Source organism: Nonomuraea longispora, from assembly GCF_004348345.1.
GTDB lineage: Bacteria > Actinomycetota > Actinomycetes > Streptosporangiales > Streptosporangiaceae > Nonomuraea > Nonomuraea longispora.
Window position 1 is genome coordinate 12,356 of the sequence record NZ_SMJZ01000041.1, and the last position, 13,847, is coordinate 26,202.

Here is a 13,847-nt window from a genome sequence, read left to right on the forward strand (position 1 = left end):
GGCCCACAGCTTACGGACAGTCCGCCGAGCGGTGGGCGCGGGTCCGCCCGTCAGGCGGAGGCGTGCAGGAGGCGGAGCACCCCGTCATAGTTGCGCCGCGACTCCCGCTCCAGGTAGTCGCCGGGCAGGTCGTCACGGTCGTGACGCTCCACAGGCGGCCGGTCGCGGGGGACGACCAGGGTGCCGTGCAGGGCGAGCGAGAGCTCCAGGTCGGCGTTCGCGCCGTGGTGGGCGTGCTCGGGAAGCGCTCCGATCGCCGCCGACCGGCGTACCGCCATGAGGTCCCCTCTGAGCGCCCGCACCGGGCCCGGCCCCGCCTCGCGCCAGCTTCGACCGTCGTCGAGCGGTTCCGCCCCCCACCAGCCGGCCGCGACGGCCCCTTCGGCGACGGCCGCGATCAGCGGGGTCAGCGCGTCGCCGCGCAGCACGGTGGTCGTCTCCATCAGTACGTGGACCTCGGATTCGTCGAGCCGCAGCAGCTTGGCCCGGCTCTCGCCCCAGGTGGCGGTGCCGCCGCGCCAGTGCGGCCGCTCGGCGACGTGCCAGGCGGCCATGCGCTCGGGCCAGCGGCGGGCCAGGTCGTCCAGCACGTTGCCGGCGCCGTCGACGTTGCCGAGGTCGAGCACGAGCACGCGGGCGCGGGTGTGGTCGATCAGCGACTGCACACACCGCTGTACGTCCTCGGGCCGGCCGTCCACGAGCAGGCCCACGCTCGTGGTGATCTCAGCGGTCTCGACGCGCTGCCGCTCGGTGTTGACGCCGAGGTCGTCGAGGCGGCTGGTGGCCAGCGACGCGTCCCAGATGCGCTGGGCGTGCAGCATGCCGTCGCCGTCGTCCCCGTGCTGGCCGGGGTCTCCGGAGAAGCCCAGCTCGGCGGCGGGGTTCTGGCGTGCGTGCGTGCCACGCGGCTTGGCCCCGGCCGTACCGACCCCGGTCGCCCGCCGCCCGCCCGCAGTCTCACGGCCCATGCCGGCGGCGTCCCGCCCGGAACCCGCGCCACCGGCGGGGTCGCGACGCGTGCGTGCGCCCTCAGTGGTGTCGCGGCCCGTGCCTGCCTGGTCGCGACCGGCGACCGCGCCGCCCGCGGTGTCGCGGCCGGTGCCGCCGCTGCCCGCCACGGCCTCGACGCGGGCGGGTCTGAGGTGTCCCGGGAGTTTCGCGTCGGTGACGGCGGAGACGGGGATCGATCGGACCGTGGGCCAGACTTCTCGCGCGGCTTCAGACATACCGTCACGGAGTACCCGGAAGCGGGCCCACTTATCATCGCCGGCCCGCCGGCGTTCAGGACAACTGCACCACCGCACGCGCCTTGGACAACACCTGAGCGTCGTCCGCCCTGGCGACGAGCCCGACGACCACGCGCTTGTCCTCGAGTTTCGCCTCTATCACGCCGCTGACCGTGATCGTGGCCCCCTGGTCGTCGTCGGGCACGACCACCATCGACGAGAACCGCACGCCGAAGTCGACCACCGCACCCGGATCTCCCGCCCAGTCCGTGACGAACCGCCCCGCCTGCGCCATCGTGTACATCCCGTGCGCGATCACGTCGGGCAGCCCCACCATCTTGGCGAACCGCTCGTTCCAGTGGATCTGGTTGAAGTCGCCGGAGGCGCCGGCGTACATGACGAGGTTGGAGCGGCGCACGCGGTAGTCGACGGCCGTGAGCTCCTGGCCGACCTCGACCTGGTCGTACTTCACCGTGGCGGTCATCAGGCGGCCCCTCCGCGCTCGACGATCGTGTTGTAGGTGACGCAGACGGGCTCGCCCTCGATGGTCGTCACGTCGCTGCGCACGGTCAGCAGCTCGTTGCGGCCGGCGGTGCGGATGTCGGTGATCGTCGCGGTGCTGACCAGCTCGTCGCCGGCGATGACGGGACGTACGTACTCGAAGCGCTGCTCGCCGTGGACGACCATGGCGAAGTTGAGCCCCAGACCGGGATCGGCCAGGGCCTCGCCGCCGCTCTGCAGGCTGAAGACGATGGGGAACGTGGGCGGCGCGATCACGTCGGGGTAGCCGGCGGCCCGCGCGGCCTCCTTGTCGCGGTAGAGAGGGTTGTTGTCGCCGATCGCGGTGGCGAACTCCCTGATCTTCACCCGGCTGACCTCGTATGGGGCGCTGGGCGGATAGCTCCGGCCCACGAAGTCACGGTTCAAGGCCATCGATGGCTCCTCGTATGTCTCCGACCGAGCGCTGCTGAGGGCGACGGTAACAGAACAACGTTCGGCTGTCGCGAGAGATGGCCGTGATTTTGCCGTGCCACCCTTGCTCCGAGCAGCCCTGTTCGGCCTCGTCGAGAGAAGGGCTCACCCGGGACTCACCAAACAGAACACTGTTCCGGATATCTCGGAATGCTGCGTTCGGGGCGGAGCACGGTCCTGGCGGGATTTCGCTGTACGAGACGCGCGCCTGGGCCGATGCGACTGCCGCGCTGGACGCCCTGCCCGAGCCGTTGGGCGGGGTCGAGTCGAGGTAGTGGGCCGGCTCAGCCACACCCGCGCTGAACGCGGCCGCCCGGTCGGCGGGCAGGTACGTCAGGGCACGCCCCCGAGAGCCGGCCACGGGCCGGAGCCACATGCGGCAGACGGGGGGCGGACACGACGAACCGGCGCCCTGCGAAGGGGACGCCGGCTGTGCGATGGAACGGATAAGGGGGGCGCGATGGCCCTGCCCGGTGCGAACCTAGCGGGTCTCGCGGTGCGCGCGGTGGCAGCGGCAGTTGGGGCAGTATTTCTTCAGCTCAAGCCGATCCGGGTCGTTGCGCCGGTTCTTCCGCGTGATGTAGTTGCGGTGCTTGCACTCCTGGCAGGCCAGCGTGATCTTCGGCCTAACGTCGGTGGCAGCCACTTGGGAGTGCCTTTCTACGTTCGGGACATGGACAGGCCCGTGCCCAGGCCGGTGACCTGGGAATGGGCAGTAGCGGAGGCCGGACTTGAACCGGCGACACAACGATTATGAGCCGTTTGCTCTGCCTGACTGAGCTACTCCGCCTTGAGCCGGTCAACGACACCGGCCATCGTAGAGAATACCCGACGCGGCGAGCACATCAGCAACTCGCTCCATCGGGCGGGATCTCTAGTATGCCTCAGAAACCCCGGCGACCAGAAATCGGGAGCGCAGCGGGGGCTCGCACGTCACCAGCGACGATAGACTCCTCCGCCGACCCATACAAGTCGGATATATCAACTATCTCCCCGTTGTCGGCGACGCAGGCGTTCGGTTGCTACCGGGACGGGCAGGCACAGGTCGCCCCGCGCGGTGATCTCCCGTTCGCTGGTCGCGGGGAAGTTTCTCAGCAGCTCAACGGGGCGGCCGGCGGGCCAGGGCAACGAGAAAAGCCCGGCACCGCGTGTGCGGACCGGGCGTTCTGCCTGTCGGGATTGCGAGCCCCCAAACGGAATCGAACCGTTGACCTTCTCCTTACCATGGAGACGCTCTGCCGACTGAGCTATAGGGGCCTGTCCGTCGCTGCGGACAGGTGTAACCATACACGGCGCTCAGCCCTGATGCGAACTTGTTCCGGCCTCCACGGGCGCCTCCGCGTGGCGCCGTGCGGGCAGCTCGATCACCTCGCACAACTCGGCCAGATCGACCAGCCTGGCCACCTGCGCGACCGACGTGCAGTCGGCGATCAAGCACCCGTGCCTGCGCACGCGTAGCACCTGCCGGCCGGCCCGGATGGCCGGCAGGACCTCGTAGCCGTCGAGGCCGACCCATCGCCTGTCCATAGCGGCACACATTAGCCGTCGGGTCTCTCAATTTCCGGCCGCCACATGCGTTTCCGGCATACCGGATGGTCAGCGGGATCCCGTAGGTGGCGGGCGGTAGCGGTAGAAGCCGGCGAAATTCTTCTTCTCGGCGATGTCGTCGACGCGCACGATGGCCCCGGTCTCGGGCGCGTTCATCATCGTTCCATTACCCAGGTAGATGCCGACGTGATGGGTCTTGACGGTCTTTTTGGTGATCTTGCCGAAGAACGCCAGATCCCCGGGCTTCGGGGACTTCACCCGGCGCATCCTGCGTACGTGCGCGTCGGTGTTGCCCGGTCCCAGCACGTCCCTGCCGTGCGCCAGCGCGTACACCCACCGGGTCAGCCCCGAGCAGTCGAGGCCGCGCGTCCTGGCCGCCGGGCACGGCTTGATCTTCCCTCGGTAACCCCGGCAGGTGCCCTTCGACGGTCCCGGCTCGCCGGCGTGGCCGCCGCCCCAGGCGTACGCGATGCCGTGCCGCTCGATCTCGTAGGCGAGCTGGACGATCCTGGGCGGGAGGGGCAGGCCGAGCGGCATCGAGGCCGTGGCGGTCAGCAGGATCAGCGCTGCCGCCACCGCTGACCGCCGCTTCACCCAAACACCCCTTATAGCCGGGTCTTGGGATACATCCTGCCTTATCGGGCTTTAAGGGTGAGCTTCACCGAACCGACGGTGATGTTCATGCCGACCGTGCCCTTCGCCTTCCTGGGCTTGGTGGTGAACACGAACAGCACCTTCTTCGCCTTCGGCAGCTCCTTGACCCGGCACGTCACCGCCGTACCGCTGAACTTGCACGCCGGCGCCTCGACCACCCGCTGCCCGCCGAACGCGCGCCCGGACACCTTGATGTCCTTGACCGGGTAGGGGCCGGTGTTCGTCACGACCACCTTGTACGACGTCCTGCTCATGGTTTCGCCCGAGACCATCACCTCGGCCGGCGGGTTGGCCAGCGCCCTGAGCCGGGACTCGCTGCCGTTGAACGAGTTCTGGCCGCCGGCCAGCGTGCCCTTGTCCGCCGACTGCCAGAACGTGTGCCGCTTCCAGCCCTTCGGCAGCGACCCCGGATCGCTCCCCCAGCGGGCCAGCCAGAGGGGGTTGGACGCGAACGCGGCCGAGTTCCCCGTACAGGTCCGCCACCAGCTCGTCGTGGTGTGGATGATGGCGTGCCGGCCAGACGCCCGGCGGTATTTGACCGTGAATTCCTTGATCCAGGCGACCATGCCCTTCGTGGACAGGCCATAGCAGGAGTTCTTGCCGTTCTTGTCTTTGTACGGATTGTCCTCCAGGTGGAGGACTCCGGGGAGGGTTTGGCCGTCGCTGATCCAGTCGCCGCCATTTTGGAGGAAATAGTCGGCTTGTGCTCTCCCATCGGATTCATGAGGTTGCGCATAGTGATAGGCGCCGCGGTAGAGGCCCGCCTCCGCGGCACCGCCGAACTGTCCGTCGAAACGCGGGTTGCGGTAGTCGGCGCCCTCGGTGGCCTGCACGAACGCGAACTTCCCGCCGCCCAGGGCCACGTTCTCCCAGTCGACGTCACCGGTCCGGTCGCTGACGTCGACCCCACGGACTCCGCCGTCGGCCTCGGCGACTCCCGTCATCCCGGTCGCCGCGATCACCATGGACAACCACAGACGTTTCACGCCGGAGATCCTTGCGGAGCTGCACACAAATCCGCAAGTCGAGCTATATTCACGCTCTTTGACGTATCGACTGAATAGACCGGCCCCAGCGCGAGCGGCCGCGCCGCCGCCGACCATTCCCGCCACCGCTCGTCATCGACCTCGGCGTCCTGGTGGATCGAGTGCCGCGCGCGCCGCTCGTACCGGCTCCTCGCCAGCGTCTCCTTGAGGGCATCCTTGGAGAAGACCGGCAGCCCGAGTTCGCGGCCGAGCGCGCGGGCCAGTGTGGTCTTCCCCGCTCCCGGCAGCCCGTTCACCAGCACGGTGAGCCTGCGCATGACCCGACATGCTGCCAGAAGCGGCGGCCGAGAGCCCTGTCGAAACAGATTTTCTCCAGCATCGGGATAACCGCACCTCAGAGCCCCGAAATCGGCTTCCGCGGGGTGTACGTCGACTACGTCGTTTCCGCAGGTCAGCGCCGTATGTGTACGTCATGTTCGCGTTTGCCAAAGAGGGTTTTCCTCCTCAGACTGGACTCATTCCCGACCCCCGCCCCGACCAGGGGTTTCTTTGCCATGCCCGGAGGAGACCGACCATGATCCACGCCCGGGGCCTGACCCGAGAATTCAAGGTCAAGAAGGAGACCGTCACCGCCGTCGCCGGCATCGATCTCGATGTGGAGGCCGGCCAGCTCGTGGCGTTCCTCGGCCCCAACGGCGCAGGGAAGTCCACCACCCTGCGCATGCTCACCACCCTGCTTCCGCCCACCTCCGGCACCGCCACGGTGGCGGGCCACGACGTGGCCTCGCACCCGGCCGCCGTCCGCCTCCGCATCGGCTACGTCGGCCAGAAGAACAGCGCGGGCGAGAACTTCCTCGTCCGCGACGAACTCGTCACCCAGGGCCGCTGCTACGGCCTGAGCATCCGCGACGCCGCCGCCCGCGCGGACGAACTGCTGGACCTGCTCGACCTCCGTCCGCTGGCCAGACGCAAACCCGGCACCCTGTCCGGCGGCCAGCGCCGCCGCCTGGACATCGCTCTCGGTCTGATCCACCGCCCCGGCCTGCTCTTCCTGGACGAGCCCTCGACGGGCCTCGACCCGAAGAGCCGCGCCGACATCTGGCAGCACATCCTGCGGCTGCGGGAGACGTTCGGCACGACGCTCTTCCTCACCACGCACTACCTGGAGGAGGCCGACAACATGGCCGAGCGCGTGGTGATCATCGACGGCGGGAGGATCATCGCGGACGGCACCGCCGAACGGCTCAAGAACGACCTCGCCGGCGACCACATCACCATCACCACCAGCACCGAGCGGGAGGCGCGGACGGCCGCCCGCATCGGCGACGGGACAGCGACCGGCACCACCGTACGTCTCCAGGTGCCCAACGCCGCCGCCGCGCTGCCCGACTATCTCCGCACCCTGGACGGCGCCGGCATCAAGGTCACCACCGCCGAGACCGCCCGCCCCACCCTTGACGACGTGTTCCTCGCTCTTACCGGGAGAAGCCTCACCGATGACGACATTCCTGCGTGACACCACCACCGTCTTCTCGCGCGAGGTCAAACCGTCCCTGCGCGAGCCCGTCGGGCTGCTCTTCGAGATGGGTCAGCCGCTGCTGTTCCTGTTCCTGTTCGGGTCGCTGCTGGACGGCACGGTCGGCTCGTCGTGGCAGTGGTTCGTGCCGGGCATCCTGGTCATGATGTGCCTGACCGGCCCGCTGGCCGCCGGCTACACGCTGCTGGTCGAGCTGATCGGCGGCTCGATGGAGCGCATGATGGTCACCCCGCTCAACCGCACGGCGATGCTGGTCGGCAGGACCATGAAGGAGATGATCGTCCTGCTGGTCCAGGCGGTGCTGATCATCCTGCTGGCGCTGCCCCTGGGCTTCGAGCTCCATCCGGTGGGCGTGCTGACCGGCCTGGTGCAGCTGGTGATCTTCGGGGTGGGGCTGGGCTCCCTCTCGTTCGTCCTCGCCATCAAGTCGGCGCCCGGCGGCACCCTGTTCTACATCGTCAGCCAGTCGATCATGTTCCCGCTGCTCCTGTGCTCGGGCGTGCTCCTCCCCCTGGACGCCGCCCCCGCCTGGCTGCAGACCATCGGGTACGCCAACCCCGTCACCTACGTCGTCGACGCCCAGCGCGCGCTGTTCGCCGGCGACCTCGCGAACCTGTCCGTCCTGTACGGCACCGCCGCCGCCTGCGCGGTGGCCGCCGTCGGCCTCTACCTGGGCAACCGGGCCATGCGGCGGGGCGTCTGATCGCGGGCACGATGGAGGCATGACTCACCTGGTCGTGACCGGCACGCTCTCCTACATCCCCGTGGCGCACCGCATGGACCTGATGCGGTGCGAGTCCGTCCCGCCGCTGGAGCAGACGACGTGCGCGTTCGCGTTCGTGTCGGACCGTGCGGGCAGAACCCTCATGACGCGCGTGGACCGGCGCGGCTGGGACATCCCCGGCGGCCACCTCGAACCCGGCGAGACCGCGGTCGACGCCGCGGTCCGCGAGCTGTACGAGGAGACCGGCCTGCGCCTGCCCCCGTCCGCGCTGTCCGTCTTCGCCTGGGAACGCATCGAGCTGCTCGCCCCGGCGCCCGACGGCTACCGTTACCCGCCGCTGACGTACATGGTGATGTTCCGTGCCGCACTCCCGGCCCTGGGCTCCCCGACCCAGCCGCCCGCCGGGTCGGAGGCCACGGGGGCCGGGTGGCTGGAGGTCGAGGAGATCACCCGGGTGTGCGCCGGCCGGTCATGGCTGGCCCTGCTGGACACCGCGGGCCCGCTCTAGGTCGGCGCTGCGGTAGAGCCGCTCGGGGATCCGCGCAAGCGTGGACGGGTGGCCTGCGGGCCGAGGCCGTACACCTTCTGGAAGCTCATGATGAGGGGCGCCAGGTGTCCGGGGCGACGCGGTCGTCCGTACCGGCCATGCGGATCTCCTCGTGCACCCGGACCCGCGGTGCCGTCCTCGTTCATGGAGGAGATGGGGACCACGGGGGTGCCGAAGTGGAGGATGTTCGGCTCGATGCGGGTTTGCGTGTCGGTGACGGCGCGCACCACCACCTTTGCGGCGGATCGGGGACGGCGCTGGCGGCCTTCGGACGTCTCGTGGAGGTCACGGCTCGGCTCGGCTCCCCGCGACGCTTGCCTCCGAGGGCGCGGGCGGCAAGGATCGTGAGCCCGCACCATCCGCCGGAGAAGGACTGCTTCCTCCATGAAGATCCGCTACAACCCGCTGCTGGGCTGGACGTTCCTGATCCTGGGCTCGGTCCTGGTCCTCCTGCAGCTCTGGCTCTTCCTGCTCGGGACCTTCAGCCCGACGATCGTCGTCGGGCTGATCGTCGCCGGACTCGGCGTCATCTATCTGCGGCGGCCGTACTTCCGGGTCGAGCCCCAGGCCATCGTCCTCACCGCGCCGGTCGGGCCGGCCGAACGCAGGTTCCCCGTCAGCGCGGGCGGGAGCCCGCGCATGGAGGGCAACCGCATCGTCATAGACGAGGCGGGCGCCGTCCGGAAGGTGCCCGTGCGCAAGGGGATGGCGCACCCGGCGGACTGGGCGGCGTACACCGGCACCCTTCCGCGCTGAGCGGGCACGCCCGTCATTGCCACGCGGGGTCCTGCGCCAGTTTCTCGGCGATGCGGTCGTGGAAGCTCTTGCGGGACAGGGCCTGCTCGATGTCGGTGACCACCTGGGTGAGCGGGTAGGGGATCTCGGCCTCGATGTCGGCGAGGGCCGCCTCGGTGGCCCGCCACTCCGACGCGAGGCGGCCGACGACCGCGCGGGCGTGGTCGGTGAGCGTGACCTTCTTGCTGCGCGCGTCCTCGCCGGTCACGGTCTGGACCCAACCTGCCTCGCGCATGGCGGCCACCTTCTGGCTGAGCGCCGAGTGGGTCCGTCCGACCGACTCGGCCAGTTCGGTGATGGTCATCGGGCCCAGGGCGTTGAGCCGGAGCAACTCCATCACGAAGCTCGGTTTGAGGCCGTCGATCTGTTTCTCGGAGTAGAGCCGGGCGATGTCGGCGTCCATCGACGCCTGCAGGGTCCGCAGCGGCCGCCAGAGGCTCTCGCTGGTGGGGTCGTCATCCGTCATGAGGCCATTGTAACAGCACTTATATAAACCCTGTTGATTCTCGGCGGGATTCGCCGCCCGGAGCCCTGCACCTCCTGGGGAATCCGTGCCAGACTGCCTGCTCGGTGGTGCCTTTTCGGCAGAGGAGGAGGACCCGGATGGGGTTGCACGTCGAGAGCCGGCCGTCCGATTCGCCGTACATCGAGCGGGTGTGGCGCAGCACCAGCCATGACGTCGCCCGCATGACGTCGATCGCGACCGCGCATCACGAGCTGGTGTTCTGGGAACACCGCGGCGAGGTCAGCGTGGCCGTCCGGGGGCCCGAGAGGTCGGCGAGCGCCGCCGGCGTGCCCGAGGACGCGACGTTCTTCGGGATCACCTTCTCGCTGGGCACGTCCATGCCCCACCTTCCCGGCCGCCTGCTCGTCGACGGGGCCGTGGAGATCCCCGGCGCGACGCGCAGGTCGTTCTGGCTGAAGGGCTCCACCTGGCGCCTGCCCGGCTACGACAACGCCGAGGAGTTCGTACGGCGGATGGTGCGCGAGGCGGTGCTGGACCGCGACCCGATCGTCGCCACGGTGCTCCACGGCGCCACACCGGACGTGTCGGAACGCACCGTCCAGCGGCGTTTCGTGGCGGCGACCGGCCTCACCCGGGGCGCCGTCCAGCGCATCGCCCGTGCCCGGCAGGCGGCGCTGCTGATCCAGGACGGCACGCCGGTCCACGACGTGATCCACCGGCTCGGTTACTTCGACCAGCCGCATCTGGCGCGGTCGCTGACCCGGTACGTCGGGCGGACCGCCACGCAGCTGAGCGTCCCGGCCCCGGACGAACCTCTGTCGCTTCTGTACAAGACGTGAGAACTCCGCCCGCATACCGTTCACATCGACGCATTGAGCGACACCTTCTGACAACTCCAACGGCTAGGGAGCCCAGCGATGGCCAAGATCATTTCGAGCTTCTTCATCTCCCTCGACGGCGTGGTCGAGTCGCCGGACCAGTGGCACTTCCCGTACTGGAACGACGAGATGGGCGCCGTGGTCGAGGCGGGCATGCAGAGCGCGGCGGCGATGCTGATGGGCCGCAGACTGTACGACGAGTGGTCCACCTACTGGACGTCGACGGACGCCGACCCGGAGGTGGCCGCCTTGCTCAACAACGCCCGCAAGTACGTCGTGTCCAACAGCCTGCAGAAGGCCGACTGGGGCAACACCACCATCGTCTCCGGTGACGTCGCGGCCGGGCTGCGCGAGATCAAGGAGGAGATCAGCGGCGGCGACGTCCAGATGTCCGGCTCGGCGACGACCGTACGATGGCTGCTGGCCAACGGGCTGCTCGACGAGCTCAACCTGCTCGTCCACCCGATCGCCGTCGGCCACGGCCAGCGGTTGTTCGAGGACACCCCGACACACCCGCTGAAGCTGGTCAGGTCGGAGACCTTCCGGACCGGCGTGCTGAACCTGGCGTACGTCCCCGACGCCGGCTGAGCGGCCTCAGAGCAGCCGTCGCTGCACGACGTCGGCGATGACCGTGGTCACGACCTTCTCGACGGCGGCGGGGTCCGGCGGGGAGCCTTCCCTGCCGGCGTAGAGCAGGTGCGCGGCTCCGACGAGCGTGAGCGCGAGCGTGTCGACGTCGGCGTCCACCGCGATGCGGCCCATCTCGACCTCGGCGGCGAGGTAGGAGGCGATCATCGCGGTGGCCTCGGCCAGGAGCGGAACCCCCGCCGGCCGGGTCCGGCGCAGCCGGGCGCGCAGCTCGTCGCGGAAGGTGATGAGGCCGACGATGGCCACGGCGACCGACTCGAACACGCCGGTCAGCGCCGCGGTGAGGTTGCCGGCGACGGTGCCGGTGCCGGTGCGGTCGAGCAGGGCGACGGCCTGGGCCTCGATCCGGCCGACGCGGTCGAGCACGAGCTCGGCGAGGAAGGCGTCGAAGTCGGCGAAGTGCCGGTGCAGCACACCCTTGGCGCAGCCGGCCTCGCTGGTGACCGCCCGGCTGGTCAGCCCGCTGGGGCCGGCCCGGAGCAGGACCCGCTCGGCGGCGTTGAACAGCTGGTCGCGCACGTCGCGCAGGGCCACCCCAGTCGGCACCGTGCGTTCCTCCATCAGCGTAACCGGACCTCCAGGCTAGCTGAGTGGGCATGCGCCCATTAGAGTGGGCACATGCCCACTTCACCGACGGAAAGCAACCAGCCCCATCGGCTCCGTCAGGTCGCCGAGTCGTTCGGCACCGACGCCGAACGCTACGACCGCACCCGCCCGCGCTACCCTGACGCCCTGGTCGAGCGGATCGTCGCCGCCGGCCCCGGGCCGCTCCTCCTCGACGTCGGCAGCGGCACCGGCATCGCCGCCCGCCAGTTTCAGGCCGCCGGATGCCAGGTGCTCGGCGTCGAGCCCGACCCGCGCATGGCCGCCCTGGCCAGGCAGACCGGGGTCGAGACCGAGGTGTCGACGTTCGAGGACTGGGACCCGGCGGGCCGCACCTTTGACACGGTCGCCGCCGCGCAGGCCTGGCACTGGGTCGACCCGGTCGCGGGCGCCGCCCAGGCCGCGCGGGTGCTGCGTCCCGGAGGACGGCTGGCGCTGTTCTGGAACGCGTTCCAGCCTCCCCCCGACCTGGCCGAGGCCTTCGCCGCGATCTATCGCCGGGTGCTGCCCGAGACGCCGGTCCACGACCCCACGAAGCCCCTCACCGAGGCGTACTCCGCGATGTGCGACACGGCCACGGACGGGATGCGCCAGGCAGGCGCATTCGGCGAACCGGAGCGGTGGCACTTCGACTGGGAGCACACCTACACCCGGGACGAGTGGCTGGACCAGACCCCCACACACGGAGGCAACAACCGGCTCCCGGCCGCCGAACTGGACGAGGTGTTGTCCGGCATGGGGGCCGCGATCGACGCGGTGGGCGGCGCCTTCACGATGCACTACACCGCCGTGGTGGTCACCGCGGCACGGACCGCCTGACGACTCAGGGCCGTGCCAGGAACCCGGCGAGAAGGTCGCGGCCGCTCTGAAGATCGTCGATGCGCCGGTCCATGGTCGCCAGTTCGCCGTTCAGGATGTCCCACAACTCGGCGCACCACTCGATGTCGGGACGCTCGCCCCTTGACGCTGACCGGCGGTCGGGTAGAGGCGGACCGCTTCACCCCCGGCAAGGCCGGAGCACTGCGGACCAACCCGAGCGCAGTAGGCGGGTGCTGACCCCGGTGCGCCGGGACAACTCACCGATCAGCATGCGGGTTGGCCTTTCCATCGATGTGAGGCCGTAACGTCGCCGTTGTCACGGACATTCCATCTGTTGAGCATGCTGGAGCGACGTATGTCTTCCTTCGTTGTCCACCGCGACGGCCACGCGGCGAGCGCCGGCGACCTGGCGCCGCTCGCCTTCGCCGGCTACGCCCACTTCACCGCCATGCAGGTGCGTGGCGGCCGGGTGCGGGGGCTCGACCTCCACCTGGAACGGCTGCGCTCCGCCTCGCTGGAGCTGCTCGGCCGGGCCGTGCCCGACGACCGCGTACGCGCCTGCCTGCGGGCGGCGCTCCGGGCGGGCCCCGCGGACCTGTCCTTGCGGGCCACGGTGTACCCCCCTGCCGGCGACTTCACCGTGGCGTCGGCCGAGGAGGAGCCGGAGCTGCTCGTACGCACCGGGCCCCCCGCGACCGGCCCGGCGGGGCCGCTCGCCCTGGCGGCCTTCGAGCACGAACGGTTCCTGCCGGCCGTCAAGCAGGTCGGGGAGGCGGCCAAGACGTACTACCTCCGCCAGGCCGTCGCCCGCGGCTTCGACGACGCCGCCTTCGTCGACCGGCGGGGGCGGCTCAGCGAGGGCTCGATCTGGAACCTGGCCTTCTGGGACGGCTCGGGGGTGGTGTGGCCCGAGGCGGAGATGCTGGTGGGGACCACGATGGGCATCGTACGCAGGCAGCTCGACCGCCTCGGCGTGCCCCAGCGCGTCGAGGAGGTCGGGCTCGCGGACCTGTCGTCGCTGGCGGGCGCGGTGGTGCTGAACTCGTGGACGCCGGGCCTGGCCGTGCACCGGATCGGCGCCGCGTCCCTGCCAGTGGCGCCGTCCTTCGTGAAGGTGCTGCACGAGGCGTACGAGGCCGAACCGCTCACCGCGCCGTAGCGCCCCGTCGGTCGTCCGTGCCGCCACGGCCCCGGGGTCGGGCCGAAGTGCGGATGGCCTTGTGATCACGTGCGCGGGGGCGACGCCCTGACGGCCCTGTTCCAGGCCAGCAGTACCGGGGTGCCCAGGCCGAACGAGGCGGCGTACGGCACCGCGATCGCCTCGGGGATGACGTGGAAGCCCGACAGCATGGCCAGGCCGAGCAGGCTGCGCAACGCGCGATGCCCGGCCACCAGCCGCAGCCCGCCGAGGAGGGCCGCAGCCGGGGTTGTAGTAGCCACCACC

Annotated in this window: 19 protein-coding genes and 2 tRNA genes; 8 read left to right on the forward strand and 13 right to left on the reverse strand. The window is 70.1% G+C overall.

The genetic code is table 11. From position 1 onward, the window contains the following. Window positions 1-50 precede the first annotated feature (50 nt). The 10 genes from E1267_RS13495 to E1267_RS13540 form a co-directional block, all read right to left on the reverse strand. Window positions 51-1,226, reverse strand: coding sequence for a hypothetical protein (locus tag E1267_RS13495; protein WP_132332787.1), 1,176 nt, complete (start codon window positions 1,224-1,226; stop codon window positions 51-53). A 55-nt stretch (window positions 1,227-1,281) separates the two neighbouring features. Beyond that, window positions 1,282-1,710, reverse strand: coding sequence for a MaoC family dehydratase (locus E1267_RS13500; RefSeq protein WP_132332788.1), 429 nt, complete (start codon window positions 1,708-1,710; stop codon window positions 1,282-1,284). Next, window positions 1,710-2,159 carry a MaoC family dehydratase N-terminal domain-containing protein gene (locus E1267_RS13505; RefSeq protein WP_132332789.1) on the reverse strand — a complete coding sequence of 150 codons (450 nt, stop codon included), beginning with the start codon at window positions 2,157-2,159 and terminating at the stop codon, window positions 1,710-1,712. The genes E1267_RS13500 and E1267_RS13505 overlap by 1 nt, the downstream gene beginning before the upstream one ends. 520 nt (window positions 2,160-2,679) lie before the next feature. Next, the gene (gene rpmG, locus E1267_RS13510; protein WP_019632658.1) at window positions 2,680-2,844 is read right to left on the reverse strand and encodes a 50S ribosomal protein L33; all 165 of its coding nucleotides are present in this window, start codon (window positions 2,842-2,844) and stop codon (window positions 2,680-2,682) included. Window positions 2,845-2,914: 70 nt separating this feature from the next. Then, window positions 2,915-2,988: transfer RNA gene (locus E1267_RS13515), tRNA-Met, on the reverse strand. Window positions 2,989-3,382: 394 nt separating this feature from the next. Beyond that, a tRNA-Thr gene (locus E1267_RS13520) sits at window positions 3,383-3,455 on the reverse strand. A 39-nt stretch (window positions 3,456-3,494) separates the two neighbouring features. After that, window positions 3,495-3,725 carry a transposase gene (locus E1267_RS13525; RefSeq protein ID WP_132332790.1) on the reverse strand — a complete coding sequence of 77 codons (231 nt, stop codon included), beginning with the start codon at window positions 3,723-3,725 and terminating at the stop codon, window positions 3,495-3,497. A 69-nt stretch (window positions 3,726-3,794) separates the two neighbouring features. Next, entirely contained in the window at window positions 3,795-4,340 is a 546-nt protein-coding gene (locus E1267_RS13530) for a C40 family peptidase (RefSeq protein ID WP_246063840.1), read from the reverse strand. Window positions 4,341-4,381: 41 nt separating this feature from the next. After that, on the reverse strand, window positions 4,382-5,386 hold the full coding sequence (locus E1267_RS13535) for a GH25 family lysozyme (protein WP_165959597.1): 1,005 nt from the start codon (window positions 5,384-5,386) through the stop codon (window positions 4,382-4,384). Continuing rightward, window positions 5,383-5,703: a P-loop nucleotide/nucleoside kinase family protein gene (locus E1267_RS13540; RefSeq protein WP_132332792.1), complete on the reverse strand. Its 321-nt coding sequence runs from the start codon at window positions 5,701-5,703 to the stop codon at window positions 5,383-5,385. The genes E1267_RS13535 and E1267_RS13540 overlap by 4 nt, the downstream gene beginning before the upstream one ends. A 257-nt stretch (window positions 5,704-5,960) precedes the next feature. Between E1267_RS13540 and E1267_RS13545 the strand changes: the two genes are divergently transcribed. The 4 genes from E1267_RS13545 to E1267_RS13565 all read left to right on the forward strand — a co-directional run bounded on the left by E1267_RS13545 (window position 5,961) and on the right by E1267_RS13565 (window position 8,950). Continuing rightward, the gene (locus E1267_RS13545) at window positions 5,961-6,902 is read left to right on the forward strand and encodes an ATP-binding cassette domain-containing protein (RefSeq protein ID WP_132332793.1); all 942 of its coding nucleotides are present in this window, start codon (window positions 5,961-5,963) and stop codon (window positions 6,900-6,902) included. Further along, complete coding sequence (locus E1267_RS13550) at window positions 6,883-7,626, forward strand: ABC transporter permease (protein WP_132332794.1); 744 nt, start codon at window positions 6,883-6,885, stop codon at window positions 7,624-7,626. The genes E1267_RS13545 and E1267_RS13550 overlap by 20 nt, the downstream gene beginning before the upstream one ends. 19 nt (window positions 7,627-7,645) lie before the next feature. Next, window positions 7,646-8,155, forward strand: a complete 510-nt coding sequence (locus E1267_RS13555) for an NUDIX hydrolase (protein ID WP_132332795.1) — start codon at window positions 7,646-7,648, stop codon at window positions 8,153-8,155. Between the two features lie 423 nt (window positions 8,156-8,578). Further along, a complete protein-coding gene (locus E1267_RS13565) occupies window positions 8,579-8,950 on the forward strand; it encodes a hypothetical protein (RefSeq protein ID WP_132332796.1) in 372 nt (123 codons plus the stop codon). A 13-nt stretch (window positions 8,951-8,963) separates the two neighbouring features. Here E1267_RS13565 and E1267_RS13570 read toward each other — a convergent pair whose 3' ends face one another. Beyond that, on the reverse strand, window positions 8,964-9,455 hold the full coding sequence (locus E1267_RS13570) for a MarR family winged helix-turn-helix transcriptional regulator (RefSeq protein ID WP_132332797.1): 492 nt from the start codon (window positions 9,453-9,455) through the stop codon (window positions 8,964-8,966). 137 nt (window positions 9,456-9,592) lie between these two features. Between E1267_RS13570 and E1267_RS13575 the strand changes: the two genes are divergently transcribed. Further along, window positions 9,593-10,294, forward strand: coding sequence for a helix-turn-helix domain-containing protein (locus E1267_RS13575; RefSeq protein WP_132332798.1), 702 nt, complete (start codon window positions 9,593-9,595; stop codon window positions 10,292-10,294). Window positions 10,295-10,372: 78 nt separating this feature from the next. Continuing rightward, on the forward strand, window positions 10,373-10,921 hold the full coding sequence (locus tag E1267_RS13580) for a dihydrofolate reductase family protein (protein WP_132332799.1): 549 nt from the start codon (window positions 10,373-10,375) through the stop codon (window positions 10,919-10,921). Between the two features lie 6 nt (window positions 10,922-10,927). Here the strand turns inward: E1267_RS13580 and E1267_RS13585 are convergent, their stop codons facing one another. Next, on the reverse strand, window positions 10,928-11,542 hold the full coding sequence (locus tag E1267_RS13585) for a TetR/AcrR family transcriptional regulator (protein WP_246063842.1): 615 nt from the start codon (window positions 11,540-11,542) through the stop codon (window positions 10,928-10,930). A 57-nt stretch (window positions 11,543-11,599) separates the two neighbouring features. On the opposite strand from E1267_RS13585, the gene E1267_RS13590 reads away from it, so the two are divergent. Both E1267_RS13590 and E1267_RS13600 read left to right on the forward strand, forming a co-directional pair. Then, complete coding sequence (locus tag E1267_RS13590) at window positions 11,600-12,403, forward strand: class I SAM-dependent methyltransferase (RefSeq protein ID WP_132332800.1); 804 nt, start codon at window positions 11,600-11,602, stop codon at window positions 12,401-12,403. Window positions 12,404-12,758: 355 nt separating this feature from the next. Then, on the forward strand, window positions 12,759-13,562 hold the full coding sequence (locus E1267_RS13600) for an aminotransferase class IV family protein (protein WP_132332801.1): 804 nt from the start codon (window positions 12,759-12,761) through the stop codon (window positions 13,560-13,562). Window positions 13,563-13,627: 65 nt separating this feature from the next. Here E1267_RS13600 and E1267_RS13605 read toward each other — a convergent pair whose 3' ends face one another. Next, window positions 13,628-13,843 (reverse strand): hypothetical protein, encoded by a 216-nt coding sequence (locus E1267_RS13605; protein WP_132332802.1) that lies wholly within the window; start codon window positions 13,841-13,843, stop codon window positions 13,628-13,630. Window positions 13,844-13,847 lie beyond the last annotated feature (4 nt).